At 55.5% G+C, this 15,409-nt stretch carries 13 protein-coding genes; 4 read left to right on the top strand and 9 right to left on the bottom strand.

Going from position 1 to position 15,409, the window contains the following annotated elements:
• The 4 genes from HY298_08870 to HY298_08885 form a co-directional block, all read left to right on the top strand.
• Positions 1–2,794, top strand: a 2,794-nt coding sequence (locus HY298_08870; GenBank protein ID MBI3850386.1) for a discoidin domain-containing protein, incomplete at its 5' end; no start/stop codon positions are given.
• A gap of 30 nt (positions 2,795–2,824) precedes the next feature.
• Positions 2,825–4,648: a glycoside hydrolase family 127 protein gene (locus HY298_08875; protein MBI3850387.1), complete on the top strand. Its 1,824-nt coding sequence runs from the start codon at positions 2,825–2,827 to the stop codon at positions 4,646–4,648.
• 94 nt (positions 4,649–4,742) lie between these two features.
• Positions 4,743–7,178: a hypothetical protein gene (locus tag HY298_08880; protein ID MBI3850388.1), complete on the top strand. Its 2,436-nt coding sequence runs from the start codon at positions 4,743–4,745 to the stop codon at positions 7,176–7,178.
• Positions 7,179–7,609: 431 nt separating this feature from the next.
• Complete coding sequence (locus tag HY298_08885; GenBank protein MBI3850389.1) at positions 7,610–8,599, top strand: NAD(P)-dependent oxidoreductase; 990 nt, start codon at positions 7,610–7,612, stop codon at positions 8,597–8,599.
• 71 nt (positions 8,600–8,670) lie between these two features.
• Here the strand turns inward: HY298_08885 and HY298_08890 are convergent, their stop codons facing one another.
• From HY298_08890 to HY298_08930, 9 genes are all read right to left on the bottom strand, one after another.
• Positions 8,671–8,850 carry a hypothetical protein gene (locus HY298_08890; GenBank protein MBI3850390.1) on the bottom strand — a complete coding sequence of 60 codons (180 nt, stop codon included), beginning with the start codon at positions 8,848–8,850 and terminating at the stop codon, positions 8,671–8,673.
• Positions 8,851–8,932: 82 nt separating this feature from the next.
• Positions 8,933–9,280, bottom strand: coding sequence for a DEAD/DEAH box helicase family protein (locus HY298_08895; protein MBI3850391.1), 348 nt, complete (start codon positions 9,278–9,280; stop codon positions 8,933–8,935).
• Positions 9,281–9,678: 398 nt separating this feature from the next.
• Positions 9,679–10,266 carry a hypothetical protein gene (locus HY298_08900; GenBank protein MBI3850392.1) on the bottom strand — a complete coding sequence of 196 codons (588 nt, stop codon included), beginning with the start codon at positions 10,264–10,266 and terminating at the stop codon, positions 9,679–9,681.
• On the bottom strand, positions 10,199–11,089 hold the full coding sequence (locus tag HY298_08905) for a hypothetical protein (protein MBI3850393.1): 891 nt from the start codon (positions 11,087–11,089) through the stop codon (positions 10,199–10,201). Before HY298_08905 ends, HY298_08900 begins: the two co-directional genes overlap by 68 nt.
• A 322-nt stretch (positions 11,090–11,411) precedes the next feature.
• Positions 11,412–11,726 (bottom strand): transposase, encoded by a 315-nt coding sequence (locus HY298_08910; GenBank protein ID MBI3850394.1) that lies wholly within the window; start codon positions 11,724–11,726, stop codon positions 11,412–11,414.
• Positions 11,727–12,059: 333 nt separating this feature from the next.
• Positions 12,060–12,695 (bottom strand): hypothetical protein, encoded by a 636-nt coding sequence (locus HY298_08915; protein ID MBI3850395.1) that lies wholly within the window; start codon positions 12,693–12,695, stop codon positions 12,060–12,062.
• Complete coding sequence (locus HY298_08920) at positions 12,692–13,627, bottom strand: helix-turn-helix transcriptional regulator (GenBank protein MBI3850396.1); 936 nt, start codon at positions 13,625–13,627, stop codon at positions 12,692–12,694. The genes HY298_08915 and HY298_08920 overlap by 4 nt, the downstream gene beginning before the upstream one ends.
• 74 nt (positions 13,628–13,701) lie before the next feature.
• Positions 13,702–14,505 (bottom strand): MBL fold metallo-hydrolase, encoded by an 804-nt coding sequence (locus HY298_08925; protein ID MBI3850397.1) that lies wholly within the window; start codon positions 14,503–14,505, stop codon positions 13,702–13,704.
• Positions 14,506–14,534: 29 nt separating this feature from the next.
• A complete protein-coding gene (locus HY298_08930; protein MBI3850398.1) occupies positions 14,535–15,320 on the bottom strand; it encodes an SDR family oxidoreductase in 786 nt (261 codons plus the stop codon).
• Positions 15,321–15,409 lie beyond the last annotated feature (89 nt).

Genomic DNA, 15,409 nt, shown 5'->3' on the forward strand with positions numbered 1-15,409 from the left:
CACTCCTGCGTCGTGGGGAGAGGAAGAAACAGCGCCAAGGTTTTGCAACAGCCTCACGGGTCTGGCGTTTGGTGATCTGGGTCAGGACGGTCAAATAGAACTGGTGTTGCCGAGTGACATTTCTGGTGCAACTGGAAGCAAAATCGGTACTGCGAATGTGATAATGTTAAAGACTATGACTAAAATGATCGACCAAAGGCCTCTTTTTATCCTCGTGCTGTGCCAAATGCTCTGGCAGCCCACATCATGGGCAGCCGATCAACCTTCGATTGAGGATTATGCCACCGTTGAGGCTTATGTTGGGGATGTCCCTGTCTACGCCTTTGGCTACACCTATGTTTATGGTGTCAGCCCTGACTTAATGCCAGGGGCTGTGTTTCAGGAAGCCAACACGAACCTCGTCTTGAAAATGGCACCCAAGAAATCTTGGGAAATAAAGCACAGCCTGTTTGGAACTACTCCGGCGCGTGAACCAAAAACTATGTGGAATGATGATCAACCGCTGTTGCCGCTTCATTTAATCGATGGCGATCCAGAAACAGCGTGGTCGAGCAGAGGGGGTAACGCCGCCGATGCCAATCCGGAATGGATTCGGATTGACTTGCCGGCCGAGAGCACGGTGGCGTCAGTTGTGCTGGTATGCAGCCGGATTGGTCCTTCGGGGTTCGGGCGCGTGGGAAAGGTTCTACCCAAGAAGTTGACTATCCGGTTAAGCAGAGACGCCCAGCAGTGGAATACAGTCTATACGAATGAGAACTTTACCGGACCAGATACTGGTCCGTCAGTAATTAACTTTGATCCGCAGCGTGCGAAACAAATCTGGATCATAGCCGGCAACCTCCAGCAAGTTGGAAACTGGGGAAAGGGCCTTTCCATTGGAGAGGTGGAGGTGAGGGATCCGGCAGGCAACAATCTGGCGCTAGTCTCGCGTGGCTCAGGCGTGCAGGTCTCGTCCACTTACTATGGTTACGGCATGGACCGGTTCACGCAGGACATGTTGTGGCCGATCCAGTATGACCTGGGGGTCAAGTGGCTGCGGGTTGGTTACGATATGGGGATGTATTTATGGTCCTATGTGGAACGGGAGAAAGGCAAGCTGGAGATTGACCGGCGGGCGGACGAGGTGATCACGGAGGCGGTGCGCAACGGGGTCAACGTGATCATGTGTTTAGACAAAGGGAACTGGTTGTATCGGAATCCGCCCCGGAAGGTGGAATGGAAGAAAGCGCGTACTCGGGAGATGATGGAAACGTACTACGACCATCAGGGGTGGCCGACGGACAACCCGGAGATGATGGCGGGCTATTTGAGGTATGTGGATTACATGGTTCGGCATTTCAAGGGCAGGGTGGCCTATTTTGAGATCTGTAATGAATGGCAGGCCGGGCCGGCAATTGGTGGAATAACGAATTACGTTAAGCTAGTTAAGGCCACAATCCCGGTGATCAAGAAAGCTGACCCAAACGCCCGAATCATGTTGGGTTCCGTTGGAGGTTTCGATCAGGGAGCGATACTCGCGTGCCTGGGTGATGGGTCGGAGATCAAGAACGGAAACTTTGTAACCTTAGGTCGAACCATCGCGGTGGCAGAAGGCGCAAAAGAAAAAGACGTAACCGTGGGCGTAACCGCGCGAAGCAACGCAGAAGCAGGGATTATCCTTCGTTTCAAGGACGACAAGAACTTCCTCCTGGCCAACTATGCTCCCCAGAACAATGGCATGTATTTCCATGAAGTTATAGACGGCAATTACGGTCCGTTCCTCGCCCGCAAGGAGTTGGAAGGATTTGGTCCTAACATTCATTTGACTGCCGCAGTTGAGGGGGTTAAAGCCACCTTGTCAGTATCTGATGGGAATAAAACTTTGACCACGAGTTACTCGATTCAGCGCCTTCAGGATGCCGGTGGCGTAGGTCTTTTCCACAACTTGGGCGCACGCCAGACCTTTGCTAAATTCCATGTGGCCGCCCCAGACGGTCGCACAATTTTGTCAGAGCAGTTCAACAGCGCTGGTGGCAAGCTTTCCGGATGGAAACTCGTAGAGGGCTCTTGGAAGAACGCCTCAGAGAAAATCGTCGCGTCGCAGCTAGATGCGATTGGCTGGCATCCATTTTATCAAGCTGACCCAGGCGACCGAGGCAACTCCATTTTCTCCGACTACCGGAAAACGCTCGAACAGTTCAAACAGGAGTGTGATCTACTGGGCTTCAAGGGACAGTATGCGGCAACCGAATGGACGTGGGCAGCGCCCTATCCTCCTCCCACCTCCGGATTGGTTGTCTCCGAGATGCAGAAGGCTAAATACTCGGCTCAACTGATGACAGCTCATTCCGGAATGGACGTGATCTCGCTCTACAACGAGACTTTTCAGAGCGGCAAGTTAGACTGGGACTGTAACCTTCTTCGCAATGCCTTCCAGTCCGACCCGATCAGCTCTACCCAGCCTCAGCCAATTTATTATGTATTCAGAAACCTTTTTACTGCGTTGGATGATTTCCGGGCGGTTAACTTCCCTGTCAGATTCGGCACTCGAAAGGTATACGAATGCTACACTTTCAAGCGGGGAAGTGAGTCCCTTGTGGCGGCCTGGATTCCAGGACGGACCGGCGACGGCATAGTTGAGGAGAAAACGGAAGTCACTTTGCCAGGACTCGAATGCAAGCGTGCTTGGGGTATTGACCCTATGAACGGAACCGAGCAAGAACTTAATATCACTCATCGGGACAACGACACGGTGATCGAGGGGGTGCTGATCAAAGACTATCCGGTTTTCATTGAGGTCCAACCTAAAGATTAAATTCGAATCAAACCTGAAAGTAAACTGAGAATGACTACACTAAAATTAACTCGACGGGATTTGCTGAAGACAGCCGGAGTATCGGCGGCGGCGATTGCCTTTGGTGGCTTGCCGAATGTTGGCAGCCGTGTCTGTCTGGCCGCGGAATCGAGGAAATTGAAAGGGAATGGAATTAGAAGTGCGTTCTACCAGGCCACGGTACCTGACACGCTCGACCTTGCGCATAGGGCAAAGTGGGCAGAGAACGCGCTCACAGAGATGCTCGACCCGTCCGCGAACTGGGAGATTTATTTTGGCGGACATCTCGGCTCGCACGAATCGACCGGGTTACCGACCAACAACCCGAAGTATGCAGAGTCACTTCCGATGATGCGAGTGATCACGGGTGACGATTATAACCGAAATGTTGAACAAGGAATGACCGAGGCACTCGTTTCCTTGATCCAAAACGATGGGCTTTACTATGCGCCATACACCCCGAAGCGACCGTGGCATGGTGCAAACGAAGACTTCGCCAACGTTTACGGTCAGGCCAGATGCCTTCTGGCGATGATGGCCCGATACCAGGTGGACAAAGACAGACAGAAAGAATGGGACCAGCGGATCCGCAAAATGGTGGACCGGCTTGCCGAGATTGCTATCTACAAAGACGATTATGCCTACTTCCCAAAGTCAGGGTCGGATGGAATCGGGCTCGGAGAAGATTTCAGCTACCTCAAGAAATCAGGCTGGAGAAACACGGAAGAACCTCCAGCCGATATGTGGATGGCGATTTATACCGGAGGTGAAATCCGCGCTCTGTCCCGCTGGTACATTATGAGCGGTGACAAGAAGGCGCTCGATCTGGCCGGTAAGCTCACCAAGTTCATTATGCACAGGCCGAGCTTCTGGACAGCCGAGGCAGGCCCATCATTGATAGTCCAGAGCGATCATGGCTGGTGGAAAAGCCATTTCCACGGCTACACACTCACACTTCGCGGACTGCTGGAATACGCGACAGCCACGAGCAACATTCGGTTGAAGGAGTTCGTTCGCGACGGATATGAGTTTTCCCGCCTCTACGGCATTGCTAAGGTCGGGTATTTCCCGGAATTCAGCAACGTTAAGAAAAACGAGGCATGCGAACCCTGCTGCATAGCCAATATGATCGCTCTGGCGATCAAACTGAGCGACCTGGGGCTTGGAGACTACTGGGATCACGTGGATCAGATTGTCCGGAATCATTTCATCGAGGCCCAGACCTGGTCGGATCAGTGCAACAAGATGTCCCCGTCAAAATATCCGAGGGATTCTGCCAAGAAGCAGGAATGGATGACACTGGGAGGATGGGGTGCGGGCTGCTGCACCGGTAACTCGAGCCAGGCGCTTTACTATGCGTGGTCCAGCATCGTTCGTTACAGGGACGGGGTCGCACAGGCGAATCTGCTTCTCAATCGAGCGTCAGAATGGCTGGACGTAAACAGCTATCTGCCGTACGAGGGCAAGGTCGAGATTCAGAATAAGAAGGCAGACAGAATCCAGGTTCGGATCCCGGCCTGGGTGGACAGGAAGATGGTCAAGTGCTCTGTACAAGGGAAACCCGTCTCTGCGGAATGGGCGGGCAACTACCTCATCTTCTCCAAAGTGGGCAGGGATCAGAGAATCACGGTAGAGTTCCCGATGTCGGAATCCGTTGAAACTCTAAAGTATACGAATGCGGAATACACGTGTCGGTTCCGAGGCAACACTCTGATATCGGCGACTAAGAAAGGTGAAGGCGCGTGGAACCCGCCCGACCGGAGTTCATACATGGGCGACAAGGCGCCGTTGAAGATGGTGACCAGATACGTTGCGCCGGTGCTAATCGAATGGTAGGTGGATTAACGTGCAAGTTAAGAGATGGATAATGTGTTTTTTTAATAACCAAAGTAAAGATTAGATTCGAATCAAACCTGAAATTAAATTGATAATGACTAAACTAAAATTAACTCGACGGGATTTGCTGAAGATCGCCGGAGTATCGGTGATTGCGATTGCCCTCGGGCCTGCCGCGCTGGGCGTTGAACTCGGAGCATGGAAAGCCGAGATTGCCAAGAAGGAGCAGGCAATAGCCAAGCGACTCGTGCAGCCACCGGAGGGCAAGTTCTACGAGGCGGCCGTGCCGGACACGCTGGACCTGGCGGATCGCGCGGCGCTGGCCGCCAACTGCCTGACCGGGGCGCTTGATCCGGATTATGGCTACGAGTTATACTTCTCGGTCGATTTCGCCAAGAACCCGCCCTACATGAACCACGATGCGACCGGCCTGCCGACCAACAATCCCAAGTTCGCCGAATCGCTGGCAATGATGCGCCTGATGAGCGGGAGCAAGCAAAGCCTCGATATCCAGCGCGGAATGATGGTCAGAACGCTGGCCCTGATCGCGGATGATGGCCTGTACTACGCCCCGCTTCTTGGCCGACCCTGGCACCAGACCTGGGCTCGTGCCGATGATGACTTTGCCAACGTGTATGGAAATGGTCGACTGGTGCTCGCACTCCTGGCTTGGCACCAATACGACGGCAACCCTCTCTGGATGGAGTATGCGAAGAAGGTGGTGGCGGGGCTCCGCGGGATCGTCCGGGCGAAAGGCGACATAGCCTACTTCCCGGACCCCGGGATAGGCGAGTCGTTCAGCTATCCGAAGTCCGGTTACCCGGCGAACCTCCCGGAGCCGACCGAAGCCGGGTTTGGCATTCATATGTACCATTCCGGAGTGATCCGGGCCTTGGCGAAATATGCGGCGATGACCGGCGATAAGGATGCTTTGGAACTGACGCGGAAGCTCGTCAATTTCGTGCGCCAGCCAAAGATGTGGGGCGCAAGCGCTGAGCCTAGCGGCGTGACCGGAGCCGAAAAGGCGCATTTCGGGGGTCATTTCCACGCGCACGTGGCGTCCCTGCGCGGTTTGCTCGAATACGCGATCGTGGCCAACGACGCCGATCTGAAGGAGTTCGTGAGAAATGGCTACGAGTTCGCTCGAAACTTCGGTATCGCTCAGGTCGGCTGGTTCCCGGAAAACGCCGGAACCGGCCAGTATTGCGAGTCCTGCGCCATCGCGGATATGGTCGCGTTGGCCGTAAAACTGACGGATGCCGGGGTTGGCGACTATTGGGACGACGTCGATCGCTACGTCCGCAATCAACTGGTCGAACAGCAGCTCACGAGCAGGGATCTCCTTGAGAAGCTCGCCGCCGCCTCGCCGCCGCACAAAGCCGTTCCACCTGCCGAGACTGACGACCGGGTGATCGAGCGGAACATCGGAGGTTGGGTCGGCCATGGAGCCATGCACACGCTGCCCAACACCTGGATCATGCACTGCTGCACCGGCAACGGGTCACAGGCCCTCTACTACGCCTGGGAGGGGATCGTCAGGGAGACGAGCGATGGAGTCGTGCAGGTCAATCTGTTGCTTAACCGGGCTTCGAAATGGCTGGACGTCGATTCATACCTGCCACACGAGGGCAGAGTAGTCATTAAGAACAAGACAGCAAAGAGGATATCGGTCCGTATGCCGGCGTGGGTAACTCGCCGGGATGTCCGATGTGCGGTCGCGTCCAAATCAGTCAGTGCTTCCTGGGTCGGCAGCTACCTTGTCTTCGACGGCCTAAAGCGAGGCTCCGATATCGAGATCGACTTTCCGGTGGTCGAGACGACTACCAAGGCCTCCCTGGATGGCGTAACTTACACGCTGAACTTCTGCGGCAACACTCTCGTTGGCTTCCCCTCACCGGATCAGCCGGCAGGAAAAATAGGAATCCAGGACGGCAGGTTGGGTCTCGCTGACAATGGCAGAGTTGTTGCCAAGGGTGTGCAGGCTGCGGACGTCAGAGTAAGCGCAGACGCGAACAGCAACACGGAAGCCGGCATCATGCTCCGATACCAGAATCCCGGCACTTTCCTCCTCGCCATATATGCTAACAAAGGTGTTTATTTCCACGAGGTCGTTAACGGCAGCTATGGCCCGCTGCTCGACTTTGTACCCGCCGACGGGTTTGGGTCGAGGATCAGTGTCGTTGCGGAGGTCACTGGATCTGACGCGACCCTGACGGTTACTGACGGGCAGAAGACGATAGCGACCAAACACAAGATCACCCGCAGTAACAATGCGGGGGCAGTCGGGCTTTTCAACAACCGGACGCCTGCCCAGATGTTCGACAACTTCCGCGTGTCCGATCCGAGCGGAAAGCTGGTATTCGAGGACATGTTCGACGATCCAAACGCCTCGTCGTCCCGCTGGGAAATCGCGATTCGCCGCGCGGGCAGCACGAATGACTATCCCATCTATCGGCGGAGCTATTTGCGCGGCAAAGCGCCGCTGGTGAAGAAGACGCGTTACGTGCTGGAACGCCACATTGATGGATAGGCGGAACGGAAGAGTTGCGACACGTCGGACCGCGGCTTCCCCACGGCGAATAACTGTATCATGGAGCAAGTTCGATTTACAAATAGCGGTGGCGCTTTAAAAGCACAGACGGAGGCACTTACTAATCGTGTGGAACATAATTATTTGTGACACAATGTTACAAGCAAAAGCCGGACAGTCTTTATTGGAGTGGTAAACGGCCCTTTAAGTCCTTACACGCTCTCACCCTCGGCGGCCCGTGCGTTACGCAGCCTAGCCCGATGAGCTTGAGGAACTCCGCGCCGGCCGAGTCACCACACAAAAGCGACCGGGAAGAACTTCCCGGTCGCCTTCTGGAGTTCGAGATCGAGAGATCGCGCCGCGCAAAGAAAAGAGTTCGAATCCGCCTGGCAAGAATCACTTTAATTTAACACAGACGGTGAAAGCAAAATATGGCACAAAAAACACTCGTAATCGGTGGTTCAGGTTATGTTGGTTTGGAACTCTGTCGGCAACTGAAGGAAAGAGGCGATCAGGTGGCTACGCTGAATCGGTCCCGCGGTTCAGAGCGGCTCCCGGTTGAGACTATCCAGGCTGACATAACCGATCGAGACGAACTGAACCACGCGTTGAAAGACCGTCGTTTTGATGTGATTTATCACGTTGCGTCCTTGCCCGGCGACACTGGCGATCCCGTTCAGATGATGAGTGTCAACATCATGGGTCTCACGCATGTGCTTGATTATGCAAGGCTGACCGGCATCAAACATTTCGTTCTCTCCAGCAGCATCTCCGCCTACGAATGGTATCCGGCGACCAAGTTTAACGCACCGGATCTTATGCCCGTGAATGAAGAGCACCCCTGCCGCCCGAAAGACCTGTACTCGTCCAGTAAGCGGATGCAGGAGATTTTGGCCCTGACGTTTTATCACCAGTATCAAGTGCCGGTTGTCGTGTTGCGCCTAACGGCTGTAGTCGGACCGGGTGGCCGAGGTGGGGGACGCGGCTGGCGCGAGTTTGCGCAGCAGCTCCACGAGGGCAAGTCGGTGCAGATTCCGCATTTCTCCCTCGATGAAGTTTGTCATTATGTTGACCTGCGCGATGTGGGCAGGATGCACATTATCGCCTCGGAACATCCGAATGCCGTTGGCCAGATTTTTAACTGTTGCGGCTCCAAGTCCACTTTGGGTCACGCGTTTGCCTCCATTTTGAAGCGTCATTTTCCCGGCATTCAAATTAAGACCGGATTTCCATGGAGCATGGCACAAGGACACAAGATCGAGTTTGACATGTCGAAGGCCAAGCGACTTCTGAATTTCATACCAAGATACTCAATTGAAGATTCGATTTTAGCAATCAAGCTATGGATCGAAAGCGGTGGGCTGGAAGAGGAAGCTACAGCCTTAGACAACACATTTGGCGCCGGTGTGCAAGCCGCTTGAAAATTTTTATGACGAGAAAAACACAAATCCACAGATTCGTTGTATGCACGACCGCGGTCTTTCTTTTGCCGTTAATTGACCCGGTTGATTTGTCGGCTGCGCAAATCAACCGCTCCGTAGCGGGTTGTTGTGAAATCCACGTTGTCCCTATTGTGGACAATGAGCGTATCCTGCCCGAGAAAACCTGCGTGCAGGGGCTTGGTCTTGAACCCCACCCCGTAGCCGCTGAAGAGAATGCGGCTGCCAATCATATCCACGGTTCCAACGATGACCGCTGGTCGGCACGGGTCAGCCGACCATTCGCGGTTATCTGCAAATTAACCACGAAGCGTGCTAACTGCCAGGACAACCGCACTCGATGGCGCACAGATTCCTCAGTGTGGCATCCAACCCGGCGGCGGCAAAATTACGCCGGAGTTTCTCCACCTCCTCGGTTGTTTGATCGACGACGGTTCGTCGATTCACGACATAAACCAAGCGTCGCGGAACTTTGCCTGGATGCTTGGCTACAGCAATAAACCAGAGGGCGACAACGGAAGTTTTTCCCAAACCAGTTGGAAGATCGCAGCACAGTGGAATATCACCTTTCTCAAACCGCAAAAAGAGCTCCCTCTGCCAAGGGAATGGCTCCTCAACACCTGTGAGAGTTGTGAAGAGGTGTTGAAATTCCTTGGAGTTCATATTCAAAGCAGGCGCGCTGTTCAGCGACAATGCGGGCGAACGGAAGTCGGCTCACGATTCACCGCCTTCTCGACGTGTTGGTGCAAGGTGCCTGGTCATTGACTGCCTTTGTTAATTTGGCGTCGCACAAAGGCCAAATCCGCACTGCATCTTCCCCGGCGGGTTTCATGTTTGTATCAAACCCCGCTCCCTACGGCGAGCATGAAAAGTGCGCTGCGCCATGATTGTTCAGGTGCTTCGGTTGGGATGTTGGCTGCCAGAGAACGGCGCGTTTCCTCCATGAAGCGTCTAGCGGAATGGTGGAAGAGGCGGAGAGACCGGAGCCAAGCTCCCAACGGAAGCGTCGCGCGACTGCGCGCCAACCAAACCGTGACGAGCGCGCGTTGGTCACGGCGGTTTCAGATGTGAACGCGGTTTTTTCGCTTTGAAGCTCGCTCCGGTTTCTCCCGTTGGATATTCGACTCCTCTTGAACCTCGTTCGCTTCGGCGGCAGTCGCTTCAAGTTGGTTGGATGCTTGGTTCTTATTGAGGTCGAGCTTGCCAAGGATTTCCTGTTGCCGCTTCTGCAACGACGTGAGTTGGCTGGCATATTCAAAGGGAGCGCCGATTTTCGGTTCGAGGTCGCGCAGACGTTTTTCCGAATCTTTGATATTGGCGGACACGTTGTTGGCGGTTTCCTCGAAGGTTTGAACCGTGTGTTCCAACGAACGAATCGTGCCGTGCGGCGAATCGGTCACGCTCGCCTGATGAGTCGCCGCTCCCTTCACAAGCAGTGCTGGGAGTTGCAATCCCCAAGCGATCCACAAATCAAAACCCGCGAAGCGCCCGACGCGCTCGTCCACGCCAGTCCGTCGAACACGTTCGCCGTGTCGAATGAGCAATTCACCGGCGATGCCACGGTCGCGGATTTCCTGGCCGTCAATTTCGATGACAAAGGCATCGCCCTGTGTTCTGTCGCGTGGCGATGTCGGTTTGAACGGCGGCAAGACGTTTTTGATAAACGGGGATTTCCTCCGTCGTCCGCCGCAGCGTCGAACGCAGCCGATACTGCGTGTCGTTGTGTTGGGATTGCAGCCGCGTGAGACGTAAAACCTCCGTATCCACTTTGGCCTTCTCCATGACGAGTGGGTTGCCAGAAGCAATCGCTTTCACCTCGGCGTAGGTCAGCGCGGCGGAATCAACGTCCTCGATGCGCCGGACGCTGGTGTCGCCGGACATGACTTGATGAATGAACTTCGCCTTCGTCTCCAGCGTTTGCCACATGTAGGCGTCGAAGCTGCCTTCGGTGACGTAGCGGAAGATTTGCACGCTCGCGTTGGTGTTGCCTTGACGAAGGATGCGGCCTTCGCGTTGCTCCACGTCGGCGGGCCGCCAAGGGGCGTCAAGATGATGCAACGCGACGAGCCGCTCTTGCACGTTTGTGCCCGAACCCATTTTCTGCGTGCTGCCAAAGAGAACGCGCACTTTTCCCGCGCGCACGTCTTTGAAAAGAGCAAGTTTCGCGGCGTCGCTGTCGTAATCCTGGATGAACGCGATTTCGTGATCGGGAATTCCTTTCACTACGAGCTTCTCGCGCATTTCATTGTAAACGGAGAACCCTCGTTCCTTGGGTGTCGAGAGGTCGCAGAAGACCAGTTGCGCCGAACGCTTTTCCGCTGTGTCGAGCCAGATTTCGTAAATCTGCGACACGGCCATGTTGCCCTTGCTGTCGGGATGGTCGCGCGCAGTTAGGTCAATCAACCGCAAATCGAGCGCGGCCTTGCGACCCTCCGACGTGATCTTGGGGGCGATGATTTTCAACCAGCGCATCCCCAGGCCATGTAGCGCGCACACATGGCTCTGGCTTTTTTTCCTGTGGGCGTAGTAGTAAATTCGCGCCCAGTCGCAGTAATGACGGCTCAGATCAACCCACAGGTGGATGGTGTGTCACAGGAAGGGGTTGAATTGGGGGCGCAGACATGCGACGGATACTTTGCCCGATCGATAGCTTACTGGCGCCACGCCGGGGCTTGCGGTTGGTGCGCCAGCGATTGCGGGGCGACGAGTTCGCCCATAGAAGGGGAAGCCAGTTTCGGGCCGGCGCCGGGCAGTGATTGAAAAAGCGTGCGCGCGATGCGCGCGGAAACACTCATCAATCAAAACGCGATACCTGACTGGGCAGTTTGAGGGTGCGATACGACTTGGAACTGCAGGGATGTACTGCATAAACGCGATAGCCCAGCATCACCAACAGCTTGATGCCCGCGTTGTGGCCGGATTCAATCGCGACGGCCAACTGCGGAAACCCCACCAGCTTTTGGCGGCATAACGCCCAGCCTTTCGAGGTGTGTTCAAACCGAAACTCGGTGGCGACTTTTCCAGTGCCGTTCAAAACGAGCACATCGTGATGATCTTTGGCCCAATCGAATCCAGCGAAATGAGTGACTTCAGCCCAGGTTGTCTGCATACGGAATGTCGGCTGTTGGAAGTTTTGCAGACAATGTCCGTCGATAATATTCAATAACCTCACTTCATGCGTTTGCAGCGAAATACCGCATCTGGTGGTCTTGAAGGGGATGCATGTTGAACCAATACATGTCAGCGAGAATATCGCATCTGTGCAATGTCGAACCGTCGCTTTTCGACATAATTTCTTTCACTTTTCCAAAAGGCTCCCCTGAGAAAGTGAGTATTACTCTTGGTCGTTGTGTTATGGACATCGCCCTTGAAAGAGCGGCGATCCAGCACGGAAACTTTTTGCTTTTTGCCCGGAAAAACCGCGGCGCATGGGTATCCGGAATCACGTAGCGCGTAGCGCTGGGGCTGTCGTTCGTAGAAAAGCCGAGTATTGTTGGCCGGCCTCTTCCGAGGACAAGTACGGGATGGTCATCGGCCCTTGTGGCAATACGGCAACGCGGGCGTCCGGCCCCAACCTGATCAGACATTCATCAACGAGCGCAGCAATCTCAGCACAAGGAGTCAAATGCACAGCACAAACAACTTCATCAGGAAGTCTGCTATGAATCAAAACATTCGCCCGGCGTTGAACGAGCGCAAGAATTTGGGCCTGCCACTGTTCCGGACGACGAAATCCTGGTGACGCCAGCATGGCTAGTAATTCGGCAGGCGAGGAAACCTCACGCAAGAGCTTATCCAGATGACTATTGGTCGGCACTCCTTCGCGACATTCAGCGGCAAGAATAATGGTTCCGCCCGGTTTAGGAATGCGAGCGCCGGCACTTAATCCTTTCACGCCTTGGTAGAGGTCTTGGTCCAGTGGATAGCCACTGTTGGTGGTAACCACGACGTCGAATAAGTGCGGCACAGGTTGCATCGCCGCCCTGCGAACAAACTCGATCCCTGTCTTGTGCGCACCAACCAGATCACCGGCGAACACGCCGGTAATCTGCCGTCGCTCGTTCAGGGCAACGTTCATTTCACAACCTGCGAGTCTTTCGCCCGCCCGTAATCCTTCGGGGAAACCCCCATGAAGGAACGGAACGTGACGTAGAAATGGCTTGGGCTGTCGAACCCAACCATCAGCGCAGCTTCGGTAACGTTGTGTCCTCCCTCATTGAGCAACGCTGCCGCCCGGTGGATGCGATAGCCCTGAAGGTATTTCACCCATGAAATCCCGAGTGCCTGTTGGAAGACGTACTTCAATCGCGATTCACTCAACCCAACTGCGCGAGCCATCTTTTGAGCGTAAACCGGTTCGGCGTAATTCTCTCGCAGATACTTGAGAGTCTTGAGGATCGGCTGCCAGTTAATTTCCAGTTCACCGCCGCCGATATTGCGGCCCAGCGCTTGTTCCCAGCGCAGCAACCGCACCAGCATCTCCATGAGCACGGTGCGCAACCTCACCTCCCGCCCGAACCCCGGTTGTGAGAACTCGTGGTGGATTTCCTCGAAGCGATGGCGGAATTCATCACGGTATCTTGGTGGAAAACGGACCACGCGCTGGGCCGCAGGTTGCTGTGCTGTGAAGCGCCGGAGGATTCGAACTCCGTCGCTTTCCGGCCCCATCTCCACCAGCACCCACGGTAGAAAATAGACCGTGATGAAGCGCAACGGAAATTTCTCAATCACGCCCCAGTGCGGCAGTCCCGGCCCCAGCAGCAGCAACTCTCCAACCCCGCGACGAACCTGCTCTTTTTCTATCATGGAAAAGCCACTCCCGCCCTGCAACAAGATGCTGATTTCGCAGTACGGGTGGCGCTCAGGATGAGGAGTGGGTGGCCCCTCAGTCACGGTTGCGCTGCGGACCCAAACCGGACTGGATTCGCTCAAAGGCTGTCGCGATTCAGTCACGTCCAGCAACCAGGCGAGGTCTTGAAAGCGACCTTTCTCATTCTTCTTCTGGCTCATGGTCGGCGATATTTTAGATCCATCGTGAGGAAACATTAATTCATGACGGGCAGTCTTCAGAGGTTGAACACGCTTCAAGTTCGCGCGAATTTGAATGGGACGCCCTGCTCAAGCAGTCGGTACGAGCCGCCCATACCCTGCAACTTGAGATTCGTATGCAACATTTGGGGTGGCTGGCAGTTGTCGAGAAAGAGATCGTGGTGGCAGGGAATGACAACTTTAACTTTCAATCGCTTGGCCAGCGCCGCCGCCTCGGCGGAACCGAGATTGCGAAACGCACCGTTGATCACGGCCGCGAGCAAGTCCGGCTTGTGCGGCGCGACGGCATCTGCAAGCAAGTCATGGTAGGCCGTGTCCCCTGTGAAATAGAGAGTCGGCCCGCTCTTAACGAACACCAGGTAGCCCACATGGGTGAGATCGTCGCCGCCGAATGGAATGGCAAACGTCGCGCGCACCGTGAGGTCGCCAACGGTCACGCTCTTGTTCGGCCAAACCATCGTCATTTCCCCTTCCGGAACTCCGATCGAATGAAGACGTTCAATTGCTTCGGCGGGCGCGACGAACTGGCCATGTCCACCGGCTTGGCGATAGGGCCCGATGGTTTCCGGATCGAGATGATCCTGGTGACTGTGGGTCATCAGGTAGAGATCAATGCCGACCAGGTCTTTGGCCGCCAGCGGCGGAGGCACCTGGCGATCCATGCGAAAGCCGTGCTGTTCGCCGATCGCTTTGCAGGAGTTGGAGAGGTACGGGTCAAGCGCGGCAATTTTGCCGCCCGGGGTCTTAATAATGAAACCCGCCTGGCCCAACCACCAAATCGCCACCGATCCGCGCGGCACCCGGTGGGCCTTGATCTGCTTCATCGTCATTCGTTTCATAGGAAGATTTCGTGGCTCAGGGTTCTTGGTCAAAAGTCCCGGAAAAATCCGCCCGCCGTCCAGCCGCCGTCAACGCAAAGGATTTGGCCGGTGACGTAGCTGCTCTCCGGCGCGGCAAAGAAGAGCACCGTGTGAGCGATCTCCTCCGGGGTGCCGACCCGGCCCAGCGGGACGTGACTTAGCATCCGCTGCGCCCGATCTTTCATGAGCGCATCGTCGCCGTAAAATAACGACTTCGTTCCATCGGTGAGGGTCGATCCGGGGGCGACGCAGTTGACGAGAATGCCGCTGGGCGCAAGCTCGATGGCCATCGCGCGCGTGAGTTGCACCACGCCGGCCTTGGCCGCCGCAAACGCGCATTGCAACCGCGCGGGCACGACGCCAATGGCCGAAGCAATGTTGACGATGCGGCCGCTCTGCCTCGGAATCATCGCCCGGCTGGCCGCGCGACTGACGAGGAACAGCCCGGTCAGGTCCACATCGAGGATGCGCTGCCACTCGGCCAGCGGGAATTGGTCAATGTTCACCCGGTGCTTCGCCGTGTTGATGCCCGCATTGTTCACGAGGATGTCGAGGCGGCCGTGCTGCTGGAGCACTTGCGCGACGCCGGCGTCCACCTGTGCCTCGTTGCTCACGTCCATCGCCAGGGCCGTGCCGGACGGGGACCGGGCGGCGGAAATTTTCGCCGTCTCGAAATCAATGTCCGCATACACCACTCGCGCGCCATTCTGCGTCAGCAGGTCGGCGATTGCCTGGCCGATGCCACGGGCGGCGCCCGTGACGAGCGCCACCTGACCGTTAAGATCAACTCTCATGGTGTTCTCAGACTGACACTGTTGGCATCCATGACTCAAACTGTTTTCTGAAGATTTTCAGCGATTTGACGAAGGAAACGAAACTGATT

The sequence above is a fragment of the Verrucomicrobiota bacterium genome, assembly GCA_016200005.1.
In the GTDB taxonomy this organism is placed as follows: domain Bacteria; phylum Verrucomicrobiota; class Verrucomicrobiia; order Limisphaerales; family PALSA-1396; genus PALSA-1396.

Coding starts and splice junctions, on each gene's coding strand:
- HY298_08875 (MBI3850387.1), top strand. CDS start 2,825: ATGACTACACTAAAATTAACTCGACGGGATTTGCTGAAGACAGCCGGA.
- HY298_08880 (MBI3850388.1), top strand. CDS start 4,743: ATGACTAAACTAAAATTAACTCGACGGGATTTGCTGAAGATCGCCGGA.
- HY298_08885 (MBI3850389.1), top strand. CDS start 7,610: ATGGCACAAAAAACACTCGTAATCGGTGGTTCAGGTTATGTTGGTTTG.
- HY298_08890 (MBI3850390.1), bottom strand. CDS start 8,850: ATGATTGGCAGCCGCATTCTCTTCAGCGGCTACGGGGTGGGGTTCAAG.
- HY298_08895 (MBI3850391.1), bottom strand. CDS start 9,280: ATGAACTCCAAGGAATTTCAACACCTCTTCACAACTCTCACAGGTGTT.
- HY298_08905 (MBI3850393.1), bottom strand. CDS start 11,089: ATGCGCTGGTTGAAAATCATCGCCCCCAAGATCACGTCGGAGGGTCGC.
- HY298_08910 (MBI3850394.1), bottom strand. CDS start 11,726: ATGCAGACAACCTGGGCTGAAGTCACTCATTTCGCTGGATTCGATTGG.
- HY298_08915 (MBI3850395.1), bottom strand. CDS start 12,695: ATGAACGTTGCCCTGAACGAGCGACGGCAGATTACCGGCGTGTTCGCC.
- HY298_08920 (MBI3850396.1), bottom strand. CDS start 13,627: ATGAGCCAGAAGAAGAATGAGAAAGGTCGCTTTCAAGACCTCGCCTGG.
- HY298_08925 (MBI3850397.1), bottom strand. CDS start 14,505: ATGAAACGAATGACGATGAAGCAGATCAAGGCCCACCGGGTGCCGCGC.
- HY298_08930 (MBI3850398.1), bottom strand. CDS start 15,320: ATGAGAGTTGATCTTAACGGTCAGGTGGCGCTCGTCACGGGCGCCGCC.